A 25,741-nucleotide genomic window follows, 5' to 3' on the forward strand; every position below is an offset into this window, starting at 1 on the left:
GGTCTTTTTGGCCACGCCTTTAGCGCGCAGGACCACGCGCCAGATATGCTTATCTGTGTGGAGAAATTGGCGACCTTGCAGGACCCAGATCAGGTCCTGCGCCTAGGGTTCGACGTCCTGCAAAATCGGAACCGAGAATTTGGTGAGCAATCCTGACAGTTCCGGGCGGCATGAGCCACAGTTTGTACCCGCCTGCAAGAGCCTGCCAATTTCATCGACATCACCGATGTTCTGGGTACCGATGGCCCGGACGATCGTATTGAGTCCGACCCCGAAACAGGAGCAGATAATCGGCCCGCCATCCTCGACGCCGTTTGCGGATCGTCCGGACAGGAGATGATGAGTTTCGGCATCGGGCAGGGTTGCAATATACTCCCTCATCAAGGTCACAGGTTCCCGAGAGACAAAGAGAACAGCAAGGACGCGTGGACCGTTTGATAGAGCGATCCTGAAAGACCCCCGCTTAGGGTCTTCGACCGATGTGGACAGGGCGTCCGGTAGTTGGAACCAGTCTCGGGCCGTTTTCTCCCAGTCCGAGGGCATCTCATATCCCGCCAGCTCTGTTCTGTAGCCGTTTTCGGTTTTCGCCGTTGCCCTATACTCTGCCGCCGGTGACGGAGGCGTCGCGGAGACTGCAAAACCATACCAACCCGCCTTCATGGGTTGCAGGGACACGGCAGCGGCTTTGCTTTCGGGTTGGCCTGACACAGGATCTGTGACGCCGGGTATCAATGCATCGACACGGGCCGAGGGGGCTGTTTCGCCTGTCCAGTGGATCGGCGCGAACACCTGTCCGGGCGCGACGGCATCGGTTGCCTTTAGTCGGAAGATACATGCCCCGACCGCGCTTTTGACCTCGACCAAGCTGTCGGGGTCTAGCCCGAAACGATCCGCATCATCCGGGTGAACCTCAATGAAAGGCTCAGCAAAGTGCGACGACAGGCGCGGTGACAGGCCAGTGCGGGTCATGGTGTGCCATTGGTCCCGTGTACGCCCGGTGTTCAGAAGGAACGGGTAGCGGTCCGAGGCCTTCGCCTCGGGCGGTCTGTGGCTGACCGGGATCAGGCGGGCTTTGCCGTCAGGGTGGAAGAACTGCCCGTCGCCAAAGAACCTCCCTCCAGTGCCGTCAGGCGTCACCGGCCAGCGGGTTGGTTGCAGCTCGGCATAGTCGTCGTCCGACAAGTCAGCATATCCAGAGATGTCGAAATCGCGCCCAAAGGGTTTGGCCACCAATGACAGGGCAGCGTATTCGCGGAAAATCTGCGCAGGCGAGGTATAATTGAACGCCTCTTGCCACCCCATACGGCGGCCCACCTCCGCGAGGATGTCCCAATCGGCCCGCGCATTGCCCGGAGGAGTCAGGACGGCGCGCTGGCGGCTGATCGTGCGGTCCGAGTTGGTAACGGTGCCGCTTTTCTCGGCCCATCCAGCTGCGGGCAACACCACATCTGCGACGCGGGCGGTGTCTGTATGTTCGGTCAGGTCGCTGACAACCGTGAAGGGACAGGCTTTGATGGCGGCCTGCACCCGGTCGGCCTCGGGCATGGTGACGGCGGGGTTGGTATGGATCACCCAGAGAGCCTTGATCTGCCCTTTTTCGATCTCTCGAAACAGGTCGACGGCTTTCAGCCCCGGTTTCTTGGGCATGTTTGGTGCAGCCCAGAACCGCTGAACCGCCGCGCGGTGGTTTTCGTTTTCGATATCCAGATGGCAGGCGAGCATATTGGCCAACCCACCGACTTCTCTCCCGCCCATGGCGTTCGGCTGCCCGGTGACGGAAAACGGCCCCATGCCGGGTCGACCGATCCGGCCCGCAGCCAAATGGCAATTCAGGATCGCGTTGACCTTGTCCGTCCCGCTGGAAGACTGATTGACACCTTGGCTAAAGATCGTGACCACGCGCTCGGTCCTGATCCACATGTCGCAGAAGGTGTCGAGGTCTTTTTGATCCAGATCGGTCGCCGCCGGGTTGTCCTTTTGCGCGGCGGCCAATGCGTCGGTGAACCCTTTCGTATGGCTCAGAAAACCCGCGTCGACCTTTCCGGATTCGTGAATGCGGCCAAGCAGATAGTTGAATAGGGCCACATCGCTGCCCGGTGCCAGAGGCAGGTGTAGATCCGCCTGATCGCAACTTGCCGTTCTGCGCGGGTCGATCACAACGATCCGGGTCCCACGCGCCTTACGTGCCGCCATGAGCCGTTGATAGAGAACCGGATGGCACCACGCGAGGTTTGAGCCGACCAGAATAACCAAATCGGCCTGATCCAGATCCTCATAGGTTCCGGGCACGGTATCTGTGCCAAAAGCGCGTTTGTGCCCGGCCACGGTGGATGCCATGCAGAGCCGCGAATTGGTGTCGATATTCGCCGACCCGATGAACCCCTTCATCAGCTTGTTGGCGACATAGTAGTCCTCGGTCAGCAATTGCCCCGAGACGTAGAAGGCAACACTGTCCGGCCCGTGCGCCTTGATCGCCGATGAGAACCGATCCGCAACCAGTTCAAGGGCGTCATCCCAGCTGACATCCTCACCAAATGCGCGCGGGTTTCGCAGGCGGTGGTCGAGGCCGAGGGTCTCACCCAAAGCCAAGCCCTTCGAACAGAGCCGGCCATGGTTTGCCGGGTGGTCCGGGTCGCCGCGTACGGCCAGCCCTCCGGCCCCGTCGGGGCGCAGCAGGACGCCACAGCCGACCCCGCAATAAGCGCAGGTCGAGCGGACCTCGGGCAGGCCAGTGCCGTCCATCAGGCGGCGCTCCGGTGAGAGACTGTGCTGGCATCCAACAGGATGCGCCCGCCTTCGAGACGCACCGGATAGGTGGCGATCTGCCCCTCGTCAGCGCCCTGCGCCTGACCTGTGTTCAGGTCGAAGACCCAGTTGTGCAGAGGGCAGGTGACCGAATGCCCATGCACGATCCCCTCGGACAGCGGCCCGCCTTTGTGGGGGCAGCTGTTGGTGGCGGCGAAGACCTCGGCCTCGGCGGTGCGGAAGACCGCGATACAGCCGATATGCGTTTTCACCAAACGCGCGCCACGTAGTGGGATGTCTTCGATATGTCCGATGTCAATCCAGCTCATTCCGCGGCCTCCAGTGTGAAATCTGCGATCGGCGCATAGGTCTGCGCCTTGTCTTTGACGTGTTCCGCCCACGGATCCTTGCGGTAGATGCTTTGGGACAGTTCGAACCGTTCGACCAGAGCGGCACGGTTCTCCCGGTCCTCGACGACCTGAGCCTTGACCCAGTCCATGCCCACCTTGCCCAGCCATTTATACAAGCGGTCCAGATACTTGCCGCCTTCGCGATAGGCCTGAGTGACGGCCATCACGACCTCGATCGCTTCGTCTTCAGTTGGAACCTGACACAGGAGCTCGGTCTCTTTGACGTCCATACCGGCGGCCCCGCCGATGCTGATCTGGTACCCTGATTCCACGCAGACCACACCGATATCCTTGCAGGTCGCCTCGGCGCAGTTGCGCGGGCAACCTGACACCGCCAATTTCAGCTTGTGCGGGGTCCAGGAGCCCCACAGGATTTTCTCAAGCTTGATGCCTAGACCCGTGCTGTCTTGCGTGCCAAAGCGGCAATGATCGGTGCCGACGCAGGTTTTGACGGTACGCAGCCCCTTGGAATAAGCATGCCCCGAGACCAGACCGGCCTGGTTCAGATCAGACCAGATGGCGGGCAGATCTTCACCCTTCACGCCCAACAAGTCGATGCGCTGACCGCCGGTGACTTTCACCGTGGGCACGTCGTATTTGTCCGCCGCATCCGCGATGGCGCGCAATTCTTCGGGGGTGGTGATGCCTCCCCACATGCGCGGGACAACGCTGAATGTGCCGTCTTTCTGGATGTTGGCGTGCTTGCGTTCGTTCACGAACCGGCTTTGCGGGTCGTCTTGGTATTCCAGCGGCCAGTCGGCCAGAAGGTAGTAGTTGATTGCAGGGCGGCAGACATGGCAGCCGTTCGGCGTTGTCCAGCTTAGCTCTTGCCAAACGGCGGCCTGGCTTTTTAGTTCCTGCCCCTTGATCAGACGGCGTACATCTTCATGGGTCAGATCGGTGCATCCGCAGATCGGTTGCGCCGTTGGCATTTGGAACTCATCGCCCAGAGTGACTTGCAACACCTGTTCAACCAGCCCCGTGCATGTCCCGCAGGATGCGCTGGCCTTGGTGCTTGCACGCACGGCGCCCAGATCGCTGGCACCTGCGTTGATCGCCTCGACAATGTCACCTTTGCATACGCCGTTGCAGCCGCAAATTTCCGCCTCAGGCGGCAATGCTGCAACGGCTGAAAGAGGGTCCGCGGTATCTCCTCCCTGATAGGCGGGCCCAAAGATCAGCGTCTCACGCATGTCTTCGATACTGGTGCCGTCCTTGATCAGCCCGAAGAACCAACTTCCTTCGGCAGTGTCGCCATACATGACCGCGCCGATCAGACGATTTTCTTCGATGACCAGCCGCTTGTAGACGCCGCGCGAGGGGTCGCGGAATACGATATCCTCGCGTCCAGGCCCATCCGCGAAATCGCCCGCGCTGAACAAATCGCAGCCGGTGACCTTCAACTTGGTCGAGAGGGTTTTCTGAACAAACGCAGCCTCTTCGCCCAACAGCGCCTGCGCCGCCACTTTCGCCTGATCATAGAGCGGCGCGACAAGGCCAAAGACCGCCCCTTCATGTTCGACGCATTCGCCCACCGCGTAGACATCCGGGTCCGAGGTCAGCATCTGGTCGTCAACGTGGATACCGCGCCCTGTGGCCAGACCAGCCTCTTGCGCCAGAGCCGTATTGGGGCGAATACCCACGGCCATGACCAGCAGATCACAGGGCAGTTCGGTCCCGTCGTCCAGAAGCAGCGCGCGGACTTTGCCATCTTGCCCGAGGATTTCTTTCGAGTTCGCCTGCAGGCAAATCTTGATGCCTTTGTCTTCCAGCGATTTCTTCAGCAGATAGCCTGCGGCTTCGTCCAACTGGCGTTCCATCAGATGGCCCATGATGTGAACGACGGTCACGTCGACCCCATGCGCGGCCATACCCGCGGCGGCCTCAAGCCCCAGCAGACCTCCGCCGATGATGACAACCTTGTTGCCCGAGCCCATGCCCATCATCCGCTGGGTGTCTTCGAGGTCGCGATAGGCGATCACGCCGTCCAGATCATGACCGGGTAGCGGGATGATGAACGGATTTGACCCTGTCGCAATCACCAGCTTGTCGTAGGGCACATGTCCGTTGACGCCCTCGACCACCTTCATCTCACGGTCGATCTTGGCCACCTGCTCGCCAAAGCGGCAGGTGATGCCACGCTCGGCATACCAGGCGTCGTCATGGGTGACGATCTCTTCGTATGTCTTCTCACCCGACAGGACTGGGCTGAGCATGATGCGGTTGTAGTTCCCGCGCGGCTCGGCGTTGAACAGGGTGATGTCGAACGCATCCGGCGCGGTGTCAGTCAGGTGTTCCAGCACCCGGCCTGAGGCCATCCCTGCGCCAATGACAACAAGTCTTTGCTTCATGATCTCACTCCGCTGCAATCGCCTTGGGGGCGCGCGATTTCGGCTTGGCGCCGTGTTCGTATTCTTCGAGGAAATCGAGGACCTCCTGCCGGTAGGCGTAGTAATCCGGGTGCTCCAACAGGGCCTTGCGTGTGCGTGGACGCGGTAGGTCGACATTGGTGATCTTGCCGATCGTCGCCTGCGGGCCGTTGGTCATCATCACCACGCGGTCGGCCAGAAGGATTGCCTCATCCACGTCGTGGGTGACGCAAATTGCGGTGACCTTGGTGCGGGACCAGACCTCCATCAGAACTTCCTGCAATTCCCAACGGGTCAGGCTGTCGAGCATTCCAAACGGTTCATCCAGCAGCAGCAGCTTGGGAGACAGAGCAAAGGCGCGGGCGATGCCGACGCGTTGCTTCATACCGTTCGAGAGATCCGAGGCAGATTTGTCCATCGCGTCAGCCAGTCCGACGCGTTCCAGATAGTACTCCACCACATCCTGCCGCTCGGAGATGCTGGCCTTGGGATAGACCTTGTCGACGCCAATCGCGACGTTCTCCTTGGCGGACAGCCAGGGGAACAGGTTGGGCGATTGGAACACCACCGCGCGTTCCGGGTCGGCCCCTTCGACATGGCGGCCATCCAACTTGATCGCGCCTTTCGAGATGTCGTTCAGACCCGCAGCCATAGTCAAAACCGTGGACTTGCCGCAGCCGGAATGGCCGATCAGCGAGATGAACTCGCCCTTGTCGATCTTCAGGTCGAAATCCTCAACGACGGTCAGGGGGCCTTTGGGCGTCGGATACACCTTGTGCAGCTGCGAGAAGTCGAGGAAGCGGTTCTCGATCATCCCTTTCTGCGCCTCGGCGACCGCTGTTGGAACCCCGTGGATTGGGGTGACATCCGGCAGGATACGAGAGCCTTCGACCTTGGCCTCGATCCCCACATCCATCAGGTATTTGGTGACGTCCGAGCGCAGGCGTTTGAAGGTCTCGTCGTTGTTCATCGCACCACGCTCGCGCGGACGCGGAATCGAAACGCGGAATTCCTGCCCCAGAGTGCCATCCGGGTTCAGGGCAATGATACGGTCGGCCAGAATGATCGCCTCATCAACGTCATTGGTGATGAGGACACAAGTTTTCTTGTCGGCTTCCCAGATATGTTCGATCTCATCGGCCAGATTGGCGCGGGTGAGCGCGTCGAGCGCCGATAAAGGCTCATCCAGCAGCAGAACTTCGGGGTTCATCGACAAGGCACGCGCCACGTTGACCCGCTGGCGCATCCCGCCGGACAACTCCGCCGGGCGGCGCGATGCGGCATGGCTGAGTCCAACCATCTTCACATAGTGTGCGACTTTCTCGGCTTTCTCGGCCTTGCTGAGGCCGGGAAAGACCGTATCCACTGCCAGACCCACATTGCCGCTGACCGTCAGCCAGGGCATCAGCGAGTAGTTCTGGAAGACTACGCCACGCTCAGGGCCCGGACCCTTGATCGGAGTACCTTTGAATGTGACCTCGCCCTTGGTTGGCGTATCCAGACCGGCCATCAGGTTGATCAGGGTCGTCTTGCCAGTGCCCGAGAAGCCGAGGATCACCAGAAACTCACCCTCTTGCACGTCAAGGTCGATGCCTTTCAGCACATCGGTGCGTGCGGTGCCTTCACCGAAGGATTTCGAGGCGTTCTTGAAGCTCAGAATGCTCATCTCGATCACCGGTTATTCGTGAAGGTAAACAGGGATTGCAGCGCGTACATCACGCGATCCAGCAGGAAGCCGATGATGCCGATGGTGAATACTGCGACCATGATCTTGGCGAGCGAGCTAGACGAGCCATTCTGGAACTCATCCCAGACAAACTTGCCCAGACCGGGGTTCTGCGCCAGCATTTCCGCGGCGATCAGAACCATCCAGCCGACGCCCAGCGACAGGCGCAGGCCGGTGAAGATCAGCGGCAGAGCAGAGGGCAGCACCAGTTTTGTGATCTTGGTATAGGTGTTCATTTTCAACACCTTGGAGACATTCACTAAGTCCTTGTCGATCGAGGCTACACCTAGCGATGTATTGATCAGTGTGGGCCACAGCGAACACAAGGTGACGGTGATGGCCGAGATCAGGAAAGACTTGGCGAACCAGCCGTCATTTGTGACGTAAACGGCCGAGACGATCATGGTGACGATCGGCAGCCAGGCCAGCGGAGATACCGGTTTGAAGATCTGGATCAGCGGGTTCAGCGCGGCATTGGCGGTCGGAGACAGGCCGGCCGCGATGCCAAGAGGCACGGCGACCACTGTGGCGATCAGAAAGCCGAAAAACACCGTTTTGATCGAGGTCCAGATTTGCTGGTAATACGAAGGCGCCCCGGTAAAGGCGACTTCCTTCACCTTTTCGGGCTGACCGGCATCAATGAACTTCTGGTTGCGCTTTTCGACCATCGCTTCGAATTTGGCGCGCTTGGCGGCCTTGGCCTGTGCGTCTTCGTTCAGGCTGACCATCTCACTCCAGACCTGCGCAGGTCCGGGCACCGCACCAAGCGAGGTCTGCACCTTGGGGGCCAGTGTGGCCCAAAGCAGCAGAAAGGCACAGATCGACAGCAGGGGAACGATCAACAACCGCCAAATCTCGGTCATCTGGGCGCGTGGGTTGTCTCCTGCGGCGGCCTTCAGGACGGGCGTAGCCCAGCTGAGGCCCAACACCTGGAACCACTTGTCGGCTGCGTTGATGCGGGTGAAAAGGCGGGCGCGACGTTCCTCTCGGGCGGCGTCTGCGTTGAATTCGGGATCGACCGTTGTCATCTGATGTGTCCTTGCGATGGCGGGGCACTTTGGGGTCCGCGCCCGGCGAGGGCCGGGCGCGGCGTTTGGGGGATTAGCCTTGTACGTCGGAACCGACGATCTTCTGCTCGCCCTTCAGACCGATGGACAGGCTTTCGAGATAGGCGTTGGGGGTGCGGCCGTCATAGGCGATACCGTCGATGATATCTTCGGCCGGGGTCGGGGCTTTATAGCCGTCGCTGTCCCATGGGAAATCAGCTTCGTTCGCCAGCCCTTCGTCGACCAGCAGGCGCGCGGCCTCGAGGTAAATTTCGGGCTTGTAGACCGACTTGGCGACTTCGTCATACCAGCTGTCGGGCTTGGCCTCGGCGATCTGACCCCAGCGGCGCATTTGAGTTAGGTACCAGACGGCGTCAGAGTAGAACGGGTATGTCGCATTGTAGCGGAAGAACACGTTGAAATCGGGAACCTCGCGCTTGTCGCCCTTTTCGTATTCGAACGTGCCGGTCATCGAGTTGGCGATGACGTCATAGTCCGCGCCAACATATTCCGGACGGCTTAGGATCTCGACTGCCTCGGGGCGGTTGGCGTTGTCGTTCTCATCCAGCCACTGCGCCGCGCGGATCAGCGCTTTGGTCACAGCCAGAGTGGTGTTTGGGTACTCTACGGCGAACTCGGCCGTGATGCCGAAGACCTTTTCAGGGTTGTTTTTCCAAAGCTCATAGTCGGTGATGACCGGAACACCGATGCCTTTGAAAACGGCCTGTTGGTTCCACGGCTCGCCCACGCAATAGCCATAGATCGTACCGGCCTCCAAAGTGGCGGGCATTTGCGGCGGAGGCGTCACAGATAGAAAGACGTCCGCGCCGATCTGACCGGTCACGTTTTCGGGGCTGTAATACCCCGGATGCAGACCACCAGCGGCTAGCCAGTAGCGCAGCTCGTAGTTATGGGTCGAAACTGGGAAGACCATGCCCATGTTGAACGGCTTGCCTTCGGACTTGTATTTCTCAACGACCGGTGCCAAGGCCTCAGCACTAATCGGGTGCTGCGGGCGACCGTCATCCATCTTTGGGATATTGGGCTTCATTTCTTCCCAAATCTCGTTAGAGACGGTGATGCCATTGCCGTTCAGGTCCATCGAGAAAGGCGTGATGATATGGGCTTCGGTCCCGTATCCGATGGTCGCCGCCAAAGGCTGGCCTGCCAGCATATGCGCGCCGTCAAGTTGCCCGCCGATCACGCCGTCCAGCAGCACTTTCCAGTTGGCTTGCGCTTCCAGCGTCACGAACAGACCCTCTTCCAGGAAGTAGCCCTGTTCGTAGGCGACGGCCAACGGGGCCATATCCGTCAGCTTGATAAAGCCAAAGGTCAGTTCGTCTTTTTCCAGTTCCAGCTCGGCCAATGCCGGAGAGACAAGCGCGGTAGACGCAATAAGGCCCAGAAGTAGCTTTTTCATCTCGATCCCTTTCGGTTCAGCCCAATCGCGTTGGGCAAACAAAAAAGCCGCCGACACACACCGCCGGGAGGATTGGCGGGTGGTCGAGCGGCTCTGCTCTTGGTGGATGCCCATTTCGGCGGGCGAATTCTTACGGTGGGCGTCGTTGCCTGCCGTTGACCCGATTAAGCCTTGTCGGGTTTGGGTCGTCATCCTTTTTTGGCATTTCAGAGGTACTTTTTCTGCAATGCAGCGTTGTCGAATGCTGCACTGCAAAAAAATTAGGCAATCTTAACCGGTCGGCTCGAAAATGCGCCGGTCGAAAAAGACATTCGGGGGCAGAATCAGGCTGCCATGGGTTGAGGCCACAGCGGTTGAGGTGGGCAGCGCGCCCTCCAGCTTTTCCGAGGCTCCCGGTGATTCCACGCCCAAACCCTGCAGTTCACGACGATAAAGATCGCTGCGAAAGACCTTGGCGGCCTGACGCTCGGCGGTTGCGACATCCAGCCCGTTTCGCAGGGCCAATTGATGCGCCATCCATTTCGCCTGGCTGCGCCACGGGAAGGTGGCGGCCCCATCAAAGAACTCGACGAACCCGTCAACATGACGCTGTTCGCCGCGGGCAGAGATCGTGAACTCTCCCATCAGGGCGCGGTCGATCAGTTCGGGCGAGACGTTGAGATAGGATTTGCGGGACAGCATCTCGGACGCGGTTGTGCGGCTGTCTTCACTTGATAGCCAACGCCCGGCGCGCCAGACAGCCCGCATCAGACTGCCGAGCAGATGTGGCTCTGTCTCGGCCCAGTCGTTGCGCACCGCCAGAACCTTTTCCGGAGCGCAGGTCCAGATCGCCTGACCCGGCAGAAGCAGACTGCCGACATTGTCGTCGACCGCGAAGGATCCCCAGGGTTCACCCACGCAGAAGGCGTCGATCTCGCCTCCTGCGAGGGCCTGTGCCATCAATGGCGGCGGTACGGTGCGGATTTCCACCTTTTTCGAGGCCAGCGGCGTTCCCGCCACCCAGTAGCGCAACAGTTCGACATGCATCGAGAAAGGGAAGGGGACGCCAAAGACGAGAACGTCTCCGGCGGCTTTTGCCAAGGCTACGCCGGCTTTGGCGGCATCGGCGAAATCAAAACCATATCCCTGATGTGCTAGCCGCCCGGCCAATTGCGTGCCAATGCCAATCACGGTGCCATTCATCGACAGCACCGACACGGCCGAAAGCGGGGTTGCGATACCGCCAAGTCCCAAGGCCATCGCCACGGGGACCGGGGACAGCAGATGCGCCGCATCAACATGCCCGAAGGCCAGCATGTCGCGCAGAGATGACCAGGATGGGGCAGGGCGCAGATCCAGCGAAACGCCCTCGGCGTGATCGAACCCCATCTCGCGCGCGACAATCAACGGGGCGGCATCGACCAGCGGCATGTAGGCGACGGGCAGGGTGACGGTCCTCATGACAGCAACCCCGAGGCCGTAACCAAAGCCTCGGCGACCTCGGCCACCCTGCGGTTCTGGTTCATTGCGGTTTTGCGCAACAGGGCATAGGCCTCATCCTCGGGCACGCCTTTGGCTTTCATCAACAATCCCTTGGCGCGATCGATCACCTTGCGTTCTTCCAGAGCGCGGCGGGTCTCGGCCAGTTCGGTCCGCATCTGGCGCAGCACCTGAAACCGGGCGATGGCCGTGTCGATCACCGGCTTGATCCGCTCGGCCTGCAGGCCGTCGACCACATAGGCTGAAACACCCGCCTCAACAGCGGCTTTTGCCAAACCTCCGGCCGCACCGGACACAAACATGGCGACGGGACGCTCCAAGGGACCTGAAGCAACGGTCAATTCCTCGAGCATGTCGCGCGACGGATTGTCGATATCAATTAGGACGATATCGGGGCTGTGGGTGGCAATCTTCCGCGCTAAACCAGATGCATTGCCGATCACGAATACATCGACATCTCCGGACTCCTTCAGCGCATCCACGATGGCAAAGGCCCGGTCTTGGTTCTGTTCTACAACAACAACTGTCAGGTTCTGGCTCATACGGAGTCAGTTGGGCGCGCCGCATGGGGTTGGCAACAGATCGATTGCTGCGCTTGCAAAGGGACCACAAGTGTAGATCAATTTTTGGGCGAACAACGTCTGAGTGCGTATTCTTCAGGCAATCACAGGGCGCAGCTATTGGTACTACCTAGGGGTCAGAAGCTTTCGTTCGATATAGTCGCCGCATCAGGGTCGGCGTCAGGTACATCGGAATCTGGTAGGCCCCGATAAAGACCATGATCGGCGCAATGACCTCGGGCGGCAAAGCGACAAAGAACAAGGCAATATTGCGATTGCCTGCGATCAAAGAAACAGCCGTTGCTTGTGCTGGTGGGCTCCGCCTGCGCAATAGGCTGGACATCACGGCCTGAGCGCCAAAGTTGATCACGCAGGCAAAAGCGACCCAAAACAGCGCTATGCCGGGGGCCTCTAAGGCAGTCGCGCTGAGTGATGGCATCAGGCCGATGACAAAGACCGCCAGGGTGATCGCGCCCAGCCCTTCAAGATTGCTGAGCGTGGACGCGGACGGGTTTCTGAGGACAGTCAGGCGCAAGACGATCGCGGCGGAGGCCGCAACGGCGATGGTCAGGAACAAGCGGGCCGAGGCACCGGTGACGGCGCGAATATCCTCCAGCTCTGGCATGAGCCAGAAGACGGGCAGCGCCGTCAGGGGCAAAAGCGCGGTTCCCACCACCACTAGCCGCACTGCGTGTTCCGCCGGGTGACCCATCATCAGGCACATGTTCGGGCTACCGGAAATCGAGGGCGCTGCGGCGACGATGAGCAGCGACAGGAAGATCGGCGAACTCATCCAGCCAGCCGTGTATCCAATAGCCAGAAGCGTCAGCGGCACCGCAAGTTGCAGTGCTGCAATCGTGCGGATCACGCTGCGCAGGTCTGACAGCGAGCCAATGAGTGTTTTTGGCTCCATCCTCAGGACGGTTACGAACAGAAGCACCATGACGAGCGGCGGCAACAGCGGGCGCATCGGCTCGGCGAGGCTAGGCAAGAGCAGACCGGCAACCAGCCCCGCGACCAGTACAATGGGGCCATTGCGGGCCGCCAGATGTAGCGGGTTCAAGTGGCGCTACCCGCCGGGGCTCTGACGCAGGTTCTCGGGCAGCCAGGTAGCCAGTTCAGGGAACCAGATCAGAACAAATACCATCAGCACCATGATCAGGAACATCGGAATGGCGGCGCGGGCGATATAGCTCATCTCGTGGTTGGTCATGCCCTGCATCACAAACAGGTTGAAGCCGATGGGCGGCGTGATCTGGGCCATCTCTACGACAACGACGATGAAGATACCGAACCAGATCAAGTCAATGCCAGCATCGCGGATCATCGGCTCGACCACGGCCATGGTCAGCACGACCGAGGAGATGCCGTCCAGAAAACACCCCAGAATGATGTAGAAGACCAGCAGCACCATGAGCAGCTCGAACCGTGTCAGTTCCCACCCGGCAATGAGGTCGGCGAGGCCTCGGGGCAGGCCAGTGAAGCCCATCGACAACGACAGGAAGGCCGCGCCTGCAAGGATCAGGGCAATCATCGCGCTGGTGCGCGTTGCGCCCATCAAGCTTTCGGTGAAGGTCTTCCAGTTGAGCGAGCCTTGACCGGCGGCCAGCAACAGCCCTCCGATCACGCCAAAGGCGGCGGCTTCGGTTGCAGTGGCATAGCCCAGATACATCGAGCCAATCACCACCGTGATCAACAGGATCACCGGCAACAGGAAGCGAGAGTTGTGGATTTTCTCGCGGAAGCTCAGCTTGGCTTCGACGTTGGGCTGCCAGTCCTTGCCAAGTTTCGAATAGATCGCAACATAGCCCATGAACATCGCGGCCAGAACGAGGCCGGGCAGGATGCCGGCAAAGAACAGCTTGGTGATGGATTCATTGATGGTGACACCATAGACGATCAGCGTCAGTGAGGGCGGGATCATCAGGCCCAATGTAGCCGCTCCGGTCAGGGTGCCGATGATCATACGTTCGGGGTAATTTCGCTTGCGCAGTTCCGGGATCGACATTTTGCCCACGGTGGTCAGCGTGGCCGCAGATGAGCCAGACACCGCAGCGAAGACCGTGCAACCGACGATATTGGTATGCACCAACCCGCCGGGCAGAGGGGCCATCCATGGCGAAAGCCCCTTGAACATATCCTCGGATAATCGCGTTCGATACAGGATTTCCCCCATCCAGATGAACATAGGCAGCGCGGTCAGGGTCCAGGACGAAGACGCGGACCAGATCGTGGTGATCATGACGTCGCCGACGGGGCGGGTCGTGAACAGCTCCATCCCGACCCAGGCGACGCCCATCAGGGCAAGGCCGACCCAAACTCCGGTGCCCAGCAGGGTGAAGAGGACGAAGATGAACAGGATGATGATCGAAAGGTTTTCCATACGCTCATTCCCCCTGGCTTTGGTCGGCCAGATCGGGGGTGATGCGGTGATCCCCCTTGAACAGCACGTGGAGCAGATGGTCGGTTAGTGCGACGGCGAGGATCACGGCGCCGATCAGCATGGCGGATTGAGGAATCCACAGGGCTGTTCTGTCCTGCCCCTGACTGACATCGTTGAATTTCCAGCTCCAATAGACAAAGCGGTAGGCGTACCAGCAGAAATACCACATCACCGCTGTGCCGATGGCGAAACACCAGATTTCCAGAACACGCCTGAATCCGTCCGGCACGGCGTTCAACAGAATGGATACACGGATATGACTGCCTCGGTTCAGCGCATTGGCAAAGGCCAGAAAGGACGCGGCCGCCATGGCGTATCCGGCATAGTCGGGCGCGCCGGGAAAGACCTCTCCGGTCCAGCGGGCCAGCATCTGCACCACGATCAGCAGCAATATGGCGATCAGGCTCAGTGCGGCCAGAACGCCTGCGGCCTGATAAATGAAATCCAGAACGGACCGAAGCCCACGCATAACCGCCATACTGTCCCCGCTTAGTTTGTTTTTTTGAGATGGTGCGGGCGGCAGAAGGACCTGCCGCCCGATTTGGCGTTATTGCTGCGCGGCGTTGAACGCATCGACGATGGCTTTGCCCTCGTCGCCCGCAGCCTCAAGCCATTCGTTGGTCATGGTGACGCCGATTTCTTTCAACTCACCCACCATCTGGTCAGAGGCCGGACCAACGGTCATGCCACCGTCGCGCAGACCTTGCAGTGTGAAGCCGGTATATTCCTTGGCGCGCCAGTTACCGGCATACTCGGCCAGCTCCGCACAGGCTTTGATGACGTTCTTGTTGGCGTCAGACACACCAGACCAGACGTCCGAATTGACCATCACGTAGTTGCGCGGCAGCCAGGCGTCGACTTCGTAGAAATAGTTCAGGCTTTCCCAGACCTTGCGGTCATAGCCGGTCGAGCCGGAGGACACCATCGAGTCCGCCACGCCCGTTGCAAAGGCCTGGCTGATCTCTGCGGCTTCAATCGTCACCGGCAGCATGCCCGTCAGTTCAGCTAGACGTGAGGTGGCGTTGTTGTAGGAGCGGAACTTGATGCCTTTCATATCGGCGACCGAGTTCACCTCATTCTTGAAGTACAGCCCCTGCGGTGGCCAAGGCACGGCGTAAAGCAGCGTCAGGTTTTGCTCGGCCAGCAGGCTCTCGATCGAGGGCTTGGCCGCTTCCCACAGCTTGGCGCTGTCGTCGAAGGACGTGGCAAGGAAGGGGATCGAGTCGAAGCCGAACAGCGCGTTTTCGTTCTGGTGGCCGGACAACAGGCGCTCGCCAATCGGGGCCTGCCCGGTCTGGATTGCGCGCTTGATATCGGCACCTTTGAACAGCGAGCCCGAGGGGTGGGTCACGATCTCGATCTCGCCGCCGGTTCCGGTTGTTACGCATTTGGCAAATTCAGCACCCGTCGCCGAGTGGAAGTTCGAGGCCGAATAGGCCATCGGCATGTCCCATTTCTCGGCCATGGCGGGGGCAGCCGCGGCGGCGGTCAATGCGGTTGCCGCGAGAAGGCTAGTGAGTTTCTTCATGATAGTCTCCCTATTGTTATGCGTTGGACTGGCTTCTTGAGCCGAATTATTCATGTTGCGAACCGTGCTGGCGCGTAGATGCTGGTATCTGTGTTTGGCGTGCGCTCTGCGATCATCTGAGCCAGCAAACGGCCGGTTTTTGGGCCGCCGGTCAGGCCGATATGGTGGTGGCCAAAGCCCATATAGGCTCCGGAAATACCGGGAACCTCACCGATGATCGGGATCGAGTCCGCAGGGGCCGGTCGGTGCCCCATCCATTCAATTTCCTCCTTCCATGTCACGCCGGGCAGGGCTGCTCGGGCGTTCTTGCGCAGCAATTCAAACGGCGCGCGTGAGGGCGGAGCGTCCAGCCCGCCAAATTCGACAATACCCGCCAACCGTATGCGCCCATCCATCGGTGTGGCAACAAATTTACCGGAGGCCACCATGACCGGGCTGCGGGGCATGGCCGATGGTTCAACCAGTTCCAGATGGTAGCCGCGCTCGCTTTCCAGCGGGACCGTGATGCCCAGCCGTTTGGCCAAAGGCCCGGACCAGACGCCCGCGCTGACGATGGCCGTGTCGCAGGAGATGGTCTCGCCGCCCGCGCGCACGCCGGTGACTTTGCCTGCTTCACGGATGACATCCTCAACCTCGGCGCGCAGAATGCGCCCGCCATTGGCCTCGACATGGGCGGCAAGGTCTTTCACATAGCGGCCCGGATCTCTGATATGGCCGTGATCCGCCAGCCGGGTCGCAAATGAGATGTCGCGACTGAAGACAGGGTCATAGTCATGCAAGGCCTGCCCTTCGAGCTCATCCCAGTGAAACCCATGCTTGCGCCGGATGCCCCACCCAAAGGCGTCCCCTTCGAAATGAGCCCGGTCGCGGTAAAGGAACAGATAGTCCGACGGGAGCAGCCATTTCTCCGCCCCTGTCCCTTCGGCTAGGGCCTTGTGGTCGTTCAAACTGTCGCCAATGATCGGAGTCAGGGCGGCGGCGATCCGGTCTACCTCGTGGGCTTTTGCATGGCTCAGATAACGGGTCAGCCAAGGCACAAGCTTGGGGAGGTAACCCCATTTCATGAACAGCGGCTCAGATGGGCTGAACAGCATGCGGGGGGCTTTGCGCAGCAGGCCCGGCACTGTCACCGGAACGATTGAGCAGGAGGCAAGTACCCCGCCATTGCCATGAGACGTCCCCTCGGCAGGTCCTGCTTTGTCAATCAGGATTACATCATGTCCATCCCGCTGCAGCCAGACCGCGGCCGAAACGCCGACAATCCCAGCACCGATGATTGCAATGGTCTTCCTGTCGCTCATGCTGCCCCCGATTTCGCAACCGCATAGTGGTTGAGCTTGGCCAGATCCGGCCTGCCGCCCAGTCCGGGGTCGTCTGGCACGATGACTTGACCGTTCCGCACCTCGAAAGGGGTTTCGAGGATATCTTCTTTCAGAAAATAGCTGGCCTGATAGAACTCACAGCCCAATGTGATCTCGGGCGTTGCGGCGATCATGTGGGTACCGGCCAGATGGGCCAAGCCTGCTTCGAACATGTCGCCGCCATAGGCGCTCAACCCATGGGCGGCGGCCATGCGGGCGACCGTTTGACCCCGTGTCAGACCGCCAGACTTCATGATCTTGATCGAAACGCCATCGCAGATCCCTTCGTTTGCTGCGCGCTCCATGTCCTCGGGGCCAAAGACGCTTTCATCGGCCAGCAGAGGGACGTCGATCATCTGCTTCAGCTGGGCCATCATGCCAAAGTGCTGCGCCCGTACCGGTTGTTCGATGAAGTCGGGTTGAAACTGGGCCACGTCGCGCACCTGCGCCGGGGCGTCCTCAATGCTCAGCCCCTGATTATAGTCCACGCGGACGGCCATCTCGGGGTGGTTCTGGGCCAGATATTCAAGCCGCATGATGTCGAACGCATGATCCTTGAACCCTGTCTTGAGTTTCACGATCCGCACGCCATCATCGCGCAACCGCGCCAACAGGTCGATATCCTGCGCAAAGTCAGGATTGGCGATGGAGCAGCTTAGCGGGATCGCATCACGGCACTTGCCGCCCAACAAGGCCCAAACCGGTAGGGCGGAGATGCGGCCAGTCAGGTCCAGCAGCGCGGCCTCCAACGCGGCCTTGGCTTCGGTACAGTGGGCGACCGCGTGGGCGGCCTGGGCCATGATCGCGGCCCGGTCGGACAGGCGCGCGCCTAAAACCAGCGGGCGCAGATAGCGGTCCAGCGCGGCAAACGTGGCCTCGGGCGTGCCGGTAAACACCGACCAGGGCGAGGCCTCACCAAACCCTTGCGTGCCGTCCTCAGCGGTTAGTCTGAGGATGACGACTTCGCACACCCCCTCGACCGAACCGATGCCGTGATCCCGACGCGATGTCACCGGCAGCGCAAGATGCCATAGATCATAGCCCGTAATTTTCTGTTGTAGATCAGACATCCCACCTCCGGTCAGGACGCAGCCTGCCTTGACCGGAATATCATTTCAAATACTATATCTTGCTTATACTATCAGAAAAAGTGATGTTCGGATGTCCCTCAGATTTCGTCAGTTACAGGCTTTTCACGCGATCATGGAGACAGGGACGGTCACCGGCGCCGCGTCAGTGCTTGGCATTTCACAGCCGGGCATCAGCAACCTTCTGTCTCAGCTAGAGCGCGAGGCGCGTTTGCCCTTGTTCGAACGCACAAAGGGACGCTTGCTGCCCACGCCCGAGGCCGAGCTTCTCTATCGTGAGGTCGACACCGTGGTGCGCGGGTTGGATCACGTGGCGCAGGCCGTAACGGATTTGCAGAACAAACACCCCGGTCAGTTGCAAGTCGCCGCCCCGCATATGCTGTCATTCGGCTTCATGCCCCGCGAGATTGCGCGATTCTCGCAATCCCGTCCCAATCTGTCGGTCAGCTTTCAATCGCAATATTCGTCGAAAATTCAGGAATGGGTGACGTCGGGCCTGTTCGAGATCGGCATTGTCGAGATGCCCATTCTGCACGATACCCTAAATGCAAAGGTTTTTCGGTTTGAAACGCTGGCGACGTTTCCCGAAAACAGCCCTCTGGCCGCGCACGAGGTCCTGACCCCTGAACTGCTTGAAAAGGAGCCGTTCATCGTGATGGGGCCGGAGCATCAAACACACCGTCGGACCCGCGAGGTGTTCCAGAAGGCTGGGTGCGATTGGCGGACCAAGATCCACACGCATTTGTCGGAAAACCTGCTCAGCTTCGTCAAGGAGGGCATGGGTGTAGCCCTAATCGACCCGTTTACCGTGTCTTTCGATGGCGAGGACGGCTATCAAACCCGGCCGTTTCAGCCGCCCGTGATGCTGGATCTTGCGGTCATCACCGCCAAAGGCCGCCCGCTCTCCGCCATCGGGCAGGCGTTTCTGGCGCAGTTGATGACCTCGATTGAGACCTTTGCCGAGGGCGTGGTACCTGACGAACGGCAGACGAGCGGATAACGCTGTTGGCAAGTCGCATAAGGATGTGAAACTGTCGGGCGAATTCGACGCTCAGAACGCAGGAGGAGGGCAGATGATCGCACAGGGAGGGAAATCCATCTACGGAGCGTCGGTGGGTATTTTGATGCTCGACGCGCGGTTTCCGCGCATTCCGGGCGACATGGGCAACGCGACGACCTGGCCGTTTCCGGTGCTGTATCGGATCGTGCGCGATGCCTCGCCTGACCTTGTTGTGAGGCGTGGGGCCGAGGGCATGTTGAGCGCGTTTGTCGATGCAGCCCGTGACCTTGTTCGCGATGGCGCGGACGGCATCACCACGAATTGCGGTTTTCTGTCCTTGTTCCAGCAAGAATTGTCCGAGGCCGTTCCGGTTCCAGTCGTGACCTCGTCGTTGATGCAGGTTGAGATGGTCAATCGCACCCTCCCAGCTGGAAAGCGTGCTGGGGTCCTGACCATCTCGGCCTCGACCCTGACCGAGGATCATTTGCGAATAGCACAGGTGCCCGAAGGAACGCCGATCGGAACGACGGAAGGGGGGCAGGAATTCACGCGCGCAATTCTGGGGAATGAGGAGTCTCTGGATGTCGAAAAGGCGCGCGCAGACAATGTCGAGGCGGCTCTGCGGCTGCAAAAAAACCATCCTGAGCTGGGCGCAATCGTTCTGGAATGCACCAATATGTGCCCCTATGCGGCCGATATCCAAAGCGCGACGGGGTTGCCTGTTTTCTCGATTGTCAGCTTTGTGACGTGGTTCCAATCCGGTCTTTTGCCGCCAAGGTTCTGAAAACGCGTTACTGCGATAGGTTGGGAAAATTAAATAATAACAATGTATAAGACAGAATTTTTCTGCCCTCGCGTCAATTACTAAAAATTTAGTTTGACAGATGCGCGGTAAATCGCTGATGTTGGTTGCCATCCGGTTCGCGCCGGAATCCATAGTTTTTGGGAGGAAACAGATGCGGAGACATCTACTTTCCGCAGTGGCGGCGGCTGCCGTCATTGCGGGGCACGGTCCCGTTTGGGCCGACGAAGCCGCAGCACAACGTTGGATCGACGACGAATTCCAGCCATCGACTCTGTCGAAAGACGAGCAGATGGGCGAGATGAAGTGGTTCATCGAAGCTGCACAGCCTTATGCCGGTATGGAAATCAACGTTCTGTCAGAAGGCATTCCAACGCACTCGTATGAATCCGAGGTGCTGACCAAGGCGTTCGAAGAGATCACCGGGATCAAGGTCAACCACCAGATCCTCGGCGAGGGCGAAGTGGTTCAGGCCGTTCAGACCCAGTTGCAGACGGGCCGGAACCTCTATGACGGCTACGTCAATGACAGCGACCTGATCGGCACGCACTCGCGCCTGCAACTGGCCTATCCGCTGACCGACATGATGGCAGGCGACTGGGCGGCGACGACCTCGCCGACGCTGGATCTGGATGACTTCATGGGCATTCAGTTCACCACAGGTCCGGATGGCAAGCTGTATCAGCTGCCCGACCAACAGTTCGCGAACCTCTACTGGTTCCGCAAAGACTGGTTCGATGACGAAGCCAACAAGGCTGCGTTCAAGGAAAAGTATGGCTATGACCTTGGCGTTCCGGTCAACTGGTCCGCTTACGAAGACATCGCCGAGTTTTTCACCAACGACGTGAAAGAGATCGACGGTGTGACAATCTACGGTCACATGGACTACGGCAAACGCGCGCCTGACCTTGGCTGGCGTATGACCGACGCGTGGCTGTCGATGGCCGGTGCCGGTGACGTAGGTGAGCCGAACGGTATCCCCGTTGACGAATGGGGCATCCGCATGGAAGCGGGCACCTGTAACCCTGTGGGGGCCTCCGTCTCGCGCGGTGGTGCGGCCAACGGTCCGGCTGCGGTCTACGCGATCCGCAAGTGGGATGAGTGGCTGCGGGCATACGCTCCTCCAGGTGCGGCGTCTTATGACTTCTACCAGTCGCTGCCAGCGCTTAGCCAAGGCAACGTGGCCCAGCAGATCTTCTGGTACACCGCCTTTACCGCTGACATGGTGAAGCCGAAGTCCGAAGGCAACAACACCGTGGACGACGAAGGCACGCCGCTGTGGCGGATGGCGCCCAGCCCGCACGGCCCCTATTGGGAAGAAGGCCAGAAGGTCGGCTACCAAGACGTGGGTTCCTGGACGTTCCTTAAATCGACCCCCGAGGATCGTGCTCAGGCGGCTTGGCTCTATGCTCAGTTCGTGACGTCGAAGACTGTTGATGTGAAGAAGTCCCATGTGGGTCTGACCTTCATCCGCGACAGCTCGGTCAACCACGAGTCCTTCACCGAACGCGCACCCAAGCTGGGTGGTCTGGTCGAGTTCTACCGCTCGCCTGACCGTGTGGCATGGTCGCCGACCGGCATCAACGTGCCGGATTATCCGAAGCTGGCCCAGATTTGGTGGCAGCAGATCGGTGACGTGAACTCGGGCGCCTTCACCCCGCAAGAGGCGATGGATCGTCTTGCCGAGGAAATGGACATCACCATGGCCCGTATGCAGGCCGCGGATGAAAGTGCCGGTGTCTACGGTGGCTGCGGCCCACGTCTGAACGAGCCGCAGGATCCTGCCTTCTGGCTGGAGAAAGAGGGCTCGCCCAAGGCCAAGCTTGAGAACGAAAAGCCGCAAGGCCAGACCGTCAACTATGACGAACTGGTTCAGCGCTGGCAGTCTCAGTAAGCGATTGAAACCGGGGGTGCCGATTGCGGCATCCCCATCCCAAGACCAAGACAGCGCATCGCGCTGCGGGATCGGAATTCACGGACATGATCGAACTTAAAGACGCGACCAAACGGGTCGGGAACGTCATCCATATCAAACCCACATCCCTGACGCTGCAGACCGGCCATTTCAATGTGCTGCTGGGTGCGACGGGATCGGGCAAGACCTCTCTGATCAAGATGATGGCCGGGTTGGACCCGATCGCCTCGGGCAAGGTCTTAATGGATGGGCAGGATGTGACAAAGCTGAACACGCAGAAGCGGCAGATCAGCCTGGTCCACCAGTTCTTCGTGAACTACCCTCATATGACCGTCTTCGACAACATCGCCTCGCCTCTGCGCGTTGCCGGGATGGCGAAATCCGAAATCGAAGGCCGTGTGGAAGAGGCTGCCGATCTGCTTCAACTGCGCCCGATGCTGCATCGCCGCCCGCACGAACTGTCTGGTGGCCAGCAACAACGCACCGCCTTAGCCCGTGCGATTGCGAAAGAAAGCCGCGCCGTATTCCTGGATGAGCCGCTGGCCAACCTCGACTACAAGCTGCGCGAAGAACTGCGTGAGCAGTTGCCGGATCTGTTCGCCGGGCGCGGGGCCGTGGTGGTCTACGCAACCTCGGAGCCCGAAGAGGCGCTGTTGCTGGGCGGTCATACCGCTCTGATGGAAGACGGGTATGTGACGCAGTTCGGCCCGACGGCTGATATTTACCGGAATCCCGAAAATCTGGCCGCGGCACGCGTATTCTCCGACCCGCCGATCAACGTGGCGCGTATCACGGTATCCGGCGCACAAGCGCAGCTTGCCGGAGGCGGCGGTTGGGCGGTTCAGAACATGGCCGATGGCGAATACATGGTCGCTGTGCGTCCGCATCGCGTCACCCCGATCCGGACGTCCGAGGCCGACGTGGAGCTAACAGGCCGCGTGATCGTGACCGAACTGTCGGGATCGGACTCCAGCGCGCATTTCCGGCATGGCTCGGACGACTGGGTGTCTTTGGCGGCAGGGGTTCACCCCTATCAGGTCGGCGAGGATCACAGTTTCTATATGAACCCGGCGCATTGCCGGTATTTCGGCCAAGACGGCCAAAGGGTGGCCTGATATGGCACAGATCAAGCTTTCTAACCTGCGACACAGCTATATGCCCGCGCCGAAAGGCCCCGAGGATTACGCTCTGAAGGAAATCGATGTCACGTGGCGCGACGGCGGAGCTTATGCGCTGCTGGGGCCGTCTGGCTGCGGCAAGTCCACTCTGCTGAATATTATCTCGGGGCTGCTGACGCCGTCTGAGGGGAAGATTCTGTTTGACGGTCAGGATGTTACGGCCCTTCCACCCGATCAGCGCAACATTGCGCAGGTGTTCCAGTTTCCTGTGATCTACGACACGATGACCGTCGGTGAAAACCTGGCCTTTCCCCTGAAAAACCGAGGCGTCGACCCCGCCAAGATCAAACGGCGCGTCGATGAGATCGCCGAGATGCTGGACGTCACGGACATGCTGAACACCCGTGCCAGCGGCCTCAGCCCGGACAACAAGCAGAAGATCTCGATGGGGCGCGGACTGGTGCGCGACGATGTGAACGCGGTGATGTTTGACGAGCCGCTGACCGTGATCGACCCGCATCTGAAATGGAAGCTGCGCTCAAAGCTGAAAGAGCTGCACCAGAAAGTACAGGCAACCATGATCTACGTGACCCACGACCAGACCGAGGCGCTGACCTTCGCGGATGAGGTGGTCGTGATGCAAGACGGCGAGGTCGTTCAGATCGGTACCCCTGTTGAGCTGTTCGAGCGCCCGCAGCACACCTTCGTTGGCCACTTCATCGGCTCCCCCGGCATGAATGTTCTGCCCTGCGAGGCCAAAGGCGACCGGGCCGTGTTCGAGGGACATGAAGTGGTGCTAGAAGGCCCTACTCACGGCGACGGAGGACGCACCGATCTGGGTATCCGCCCGGAATATGTGGGCTTCGGCGATACCGGCATTCCGGCGCATGTCACCAAAGTGTCCGATATCGGCCGCCACTATGTGGTCAGCGCGATGGTCGGCAATACGGCCCTCAAGGCGGTGACCGAACATAGTGTGCCTGAACCGGGCTCAGAGGTCTTCCTGCAATTCAAACCAGAACAATCTCGCGTTTACCGCGACGGCTGGATCGCAACCGAGGAGCGCAGCTGATGAGAACGGAAAACCAAAAAGCCTGGTTCTTTGTCCTGCCGGTGTTGGCACTGGTCGCGTTCAACGCGCTGGTGCCGATGATGACGGTGGTCAACTACTCGGTGCAGGAAACCTTCGGCAACAACCAGTTCTTCTGGGAGGGGCTTGGCTGGTTCGAGCAAATCCTGCGTTCGGACCGCTTTCAGGCCGCGCTGGGACGGCAGTTCCTGTTCACCTTCCTGATCCTGCTGATCGAGGTGCCGTTGGGCATCATCGTCGCCCTGTCTATGCCGCGCAAAGGGTTCTGGGTACCGGTCTGTCTGGTGCTGATGGCCCTGCCGATGCTGATCCCGTGGAACGTGGTCGGCTCCATGTGGAACATCTTCACGCTGCCCAAGATCGGCCTGCTGGGCTACTTCCTGAATGACGTTCTGGGCATCAACTATGACATGACGCAACAGCCTCTGTCGGCTTGGATCACCGTCGTCGTCATGGATGTTTGGCACTGGACGTCGCTGGTTGTGCTGCTGTGCTACGCGGGCCTCGTGTCGATCCCGGACGCCTATTATCAGGCGGCGAAGATCGACGGCGCCAGCCCGTGGTCGGTGTTCCGCTATATCCAACTGCCCAAGATGAAGACTGTCCTGACCATCGCCGTTCTGCTGCGCTTCATGGACAGTTTCAACATCTATACCGAGCCTTTCGTCCTGACCGGCGGTGGCCCCGGCAACTCAACAACCTTGCTGTCGATCGACCTTGTGAAGATCGCGCTGGGACAGTTCGACCTCGGCCCTGCAGCTGCGATGAGCCTGATCTACTTCGCCATCACGCTGCTGGTCAGCTGGGTCTTCTACACTCTGATGACAAAGGATGACGCGCAATGAAGAAGCGGTCTCTTATCCCGATCCTCTATATCGCGTTCCTGATGCTGCCGATCTATTGGCTGGTAGCCATGTCCTTCAAGACCACGAACGAGATCCTGTCGGGCTTTTCTCTGTTCCCTCAGACCTTCACGCTGGAGAACTACACCACCATCCTCACCGATCCGACGTGGTACTGGGGTTACATAAACTCGATCATCTATGTGACGATCAACACGGTGCTGTCGGTCTGTGTGGCCTTGCCGGCGGCCTATGCGTTCTCGCGTTACCGCTTTCTGGGCGATAAGCAGCTGTTCTTCTGGTTGCTGACCAACCGGATGGCTCCGGCGGCGGTGTTCGCGCTGCCGTTCTTCCAGCTCTATTCCTCGATCGGGCTGTTTGACACCCATCTGGCCGTGGCCTTGGCGCATACGCTGTTCAACGTGCCGCTGGCGGTATGGATTTTGGAAGGGTTCATGCGGGGTATCCCGAAAGAGCTGGATGAAACCGCCTATGTCGACGGCTATTCCTTCCCGCGCTTCTTTGTGACGATCTTCCTGCCCAACATCAAAGCGGGTGTGGGTGTGGCGGCGTTCTTCTGCTTCATGTTCTCGTGGGTCGAGATGCTTCTGGCAAAAACACTTACGGCGGTTGAGGCCAAGCCCATCGCCGCCGTGATGACTCGTACTGCATCCAGCGCGGGGTATGAATTGGGTCTGCTGGCAGCCGCCGGAACCCTGACCATCATCCCCGGTGCCATCGTCATCTGGTTTGTCCGCAACTACATCGCGCGTGGTTTCGCGATGGGACGTGTGTGAGG

The 25,741-nt window shown here is 59.8% G+C and carries 21 protein-coding genes; 7 read left to right on the forward strand and 14 right to left on the reverse strand.

What is annotated here, in order from left to right:
- Window positions 1–102 precede the first annotated feature (102 nt).
- From ACR0NO_RS13340 to ACR0NO_RS13405, 14 genes are all read right to left on the reverse strand, one after another.
- Window positions 103–2,742, reverse strand: a complete 2,640-nt coding sequence (locus ACR0NO_RS13340; RefSeq protein ID WP_480724292.1) for a molybdopterin-dependent oxidoreductase — start codon at window positions 2,740–2,742, stop codon at window positions 103–105.
- Window positions 2,742–3,074, reverse strand: a complete 333-nt coding sequence (nirD, locus tag ACR0NO_RS13345) for a nitrite reductase small subunit NirD (RefSeq protein WP_480566745.1) — start codon at window positions 3,072–3,074, stop codon at window positions 2,742–2,744. Before nirD ends, ACR0NO_RS13340 begins: the two co-directional genes overlap by 1 nt.
- Window positions 3,071–5,506: a nitrite reductase large subunit NirB gene (gene nirB / locus ACR0NO_RS13350; RefSeq protein ID WP_480724293.1), complete on the reverse strand. Its 2,436-nt coding sequence runs from the start codon at window positions 5,504–5,506 to the stop codon at window positions 3,071–3,073. Before nirB ends, nirD begins: the two co-directional genes overlap by 4 nt.
- A gap of 4 nt (window positions 5,507–5,510) precedes the next feature.
- The gene (locus tag ACR0NO_RS13355) at window positions 5,511–7,190 is read right to left on the reverse strand and encodes an ABC transporter ATP-binding protein (RefSeq protein ID WP_480724294.1); all 1,680 of its coding nucleotides are present in this window, start codon (window positions 7,188–7,190) and stop codon (window positions 5,511–5,513) included.
- Between the two features lie 5 nt (window positions 7,191–7,195).
- Entirely contained in the window at window positions 7,196–8,278 is a 1,083-nt protein-coding gene (locus ACR0NO_RS13360) for an ABC transporter permease (protein ID WP_170378572.1), read from the reverse strand.
- Between the two features lie 73 nt (window positions 8,279–8,351).
- Complete coding sequence (locus ACR0NO_RS13365; RefSeq protein WP_480724396.1) at window positions 8,352–9,716, reverse strand: CmpA/NrtA family ABC transporter substrate-binding protein; 1,365 nt, start codon at window positions 9,714–9,716, stop codon at window positions 8,352–8,354.
- Window positions 9,717–9,986: 270 nt separating this feature from the next.
- Window positions 9,987–11,156 (reverse strand): CmpA/NrtA family ABC transporter substrate-binding protein, encoded by a 1,170-nt coding sequence (locus ACR0NO_RS13370; protein WP_480724295.1) that lies wholly within the window; start codon window positions 11,154–11,156, stop codon window positions 9,987–9,989.
- Window positions 11,153–11,737 (reverse strand): ANTAR domain-containing response regulator, encoded by a 585-nt coding sequence (locus ACR0NO_RS13375; RefSeq protein ID WP_170467312.1) that lies wholly within the window; start codon window positions 11,735–11,737, stop codon window positions 11,153–11,155. Before ACR0NO_RS13375 ends, ACR0NO_RS13370 begins: the two co-directional genes overlap by 4 nt.
- Before the next feature lie 148 nt (window positions 11,738–11,885).
- Window positions 11,886–12,818: a hypothetical protein gene (locus tag ACR0NO_RS13380; RefSeq protein WP_480724296.1), complete on the reverse strand. Its 933-nt coding sequence runs from the start codon at window positions 12,816–12,818 to the stop codon at window positions 11,886–11,888.
- 6 nt (window positions 12,819–12,824) lie between these two features.
- Window positions 12,825–14,138, reverse strand: a complete 1,314-nt coding sequence (locus ACR0NO_RS13385) for a TRAP transporter large permease (protein ID WP_170461618.1) — start codon at window positions 14,136–14,138, stop codon at window positions 12,825–12,827.
- Between the two features lie 4 nt (window positions 14,139–14,142).
- Window positions 14,143–14,676 (reverse strand): TRAP transporter small permease, encoded by a 534-nt coding sequence (locus ACR0NO_RS13390; RefSeq protein WP_480724297.1) that lies wholly within the window; start codon window positions 14,674–14,676, stop codon window positions 14,143–14,145.
- 69 nt (window positions 14,677–14,745) lie between these two features.
- Entirely contained in the window at window positions 14,746–15,726 is a 981-nt protein-coding gene (locus ACR0NO_RS13395) for a TRAP transporter substrate-binding protein (protein WP_170378565.1), read from the reverse strand.
- A 50-nt stretch (window positions 15,727–15,776) separates the two neighbouring features.
- The gene (locus ACR0NO_RS13400; RefSeq protein ID WP_480724298.1) at window positions 15,777–17,027 is read right to left on the reverse strand and encodes an NAD(P)/FAD-dependent oxidoreductase; all 1,251 of its coding nucleotides are present in this window, start codon (window positions 17,025–17,027) and stop codon (window positions 15,777–15,779) included.
- A complete protein-coding gene (locus ACR0NO_RS13405; protein WP_480724299.1) occupies window positions 17,024–18,157 on the reverse strand; it encodes an enolase C-terminal domain-like protein in 1,134 nt (377 codons plus the stop codon). The genes ACR0NO_RS13400 and ACR0NO_RS13405 overlap by 4 nt, the downstream gene beginning before the upstream one ends.
- Before the next feature lie 91 nt (window positions 18,158–18,248).
- On the opposite strand from ACR0NO_RS13405, the gene ACR0NO_RS13410 reads away from it, so the two are divergent.
- From ACR0NO_RS13410 to ACR0NO_RS13440, 7 genes are all read left to right on the forward strand, one after another.
- Entirely contained in the window at window positions 18,249–19,175 is a 927-nt protein-coding gene (locus ACR0NO_RS13410) for a LysR family transcriptional regulator (protein ID WP_475219663.1), read from the forward strand.
- A gap of 73 nt (window positions 19,176–19,248) precedes the next feature.
- Window positions 19,249–19,959, forward strand: coding sequence for an aspartate/glutamate racemase family protein (locus tag ACR0NO_RS13415; RefSeq protein WP_480724300.1), 711 nt, complete (start codon window positions 19,249–19,251; stop codon window positions 19,957–19,959).
- A 172-nt stretch (window positions 19,960–20,131) separates the two neighbouring features.
- Window positions 20,132–21,871: an ABC transporter substrate-binding protein gene (locus tag ACR0NO_RS13420; protein WP_170378557.1), complete on the forward strand. Its 1,740-nt coding sequence runs from the start codon at window positions 20,132–20,134 to the stop codon at window positions 21,869–21,871.
- An 86-nt stretch (window positions 21,872–21,957) separates the two neighbouring features.
- On the forward strand, window positions 21,958–23,007 hold the full coding sequence (locus tag ACR0NO_RS13425; RefSeq protein WP_480724301.1) for an ABC transporter ATP-binding protein: 1,050 nt from the start codon (window positions 21,958–21,960) through the stop codon (window positions 23,005–23,007).
- A 1-nt stretch (window position 23,008) separates the two neighbouring features.
- Window positions 23,009–24,082, forward strand: a complete 1,074-nt coding sequence (locus ACR0NO_RS13430; protein WP_480724302.1) for an ABC transporter ATP-binding protein — start codon at window positions 23,009–23,011, stop codon at window positions 24,080–24,082.
- Complete coding sequence (locus tag ACR0NO_RS13435; RefSeq protein WP_085807799.1) at window positions 24,082–24,945, forward strand: carbohydrate ABC transporter permease; 864 nt, start codon at window positions 24,082–24,084, stop codon at window positions 24,943–24,945. The genes ACR0NO_RS13430 and ACR0NO_RS13435 overlap by 1 nt, the downstream gene beginning before the upstream one ends.
- Window positions 24,942–25,739, forward strand: coding sequence for a carbohydrate ABC transporter permease (locus ACR0NO_RS13440; protein WP_170378551.1), 798 nt, complete (start codon window positions 24,942–24,944; stop codon window positions 25,737–25,739). The genes ACR0NO_RS13435 and ACR0NO_RS13440 overlap by 4 nt, the downstream gene beginning before the upstream one ends.
- The last annotated feature ends 2 nt before the right edge of the window (window positions 25,740–25,741 follow it).

The organism is Ruegeria sp. CL3, assembly GCF_056536505.1.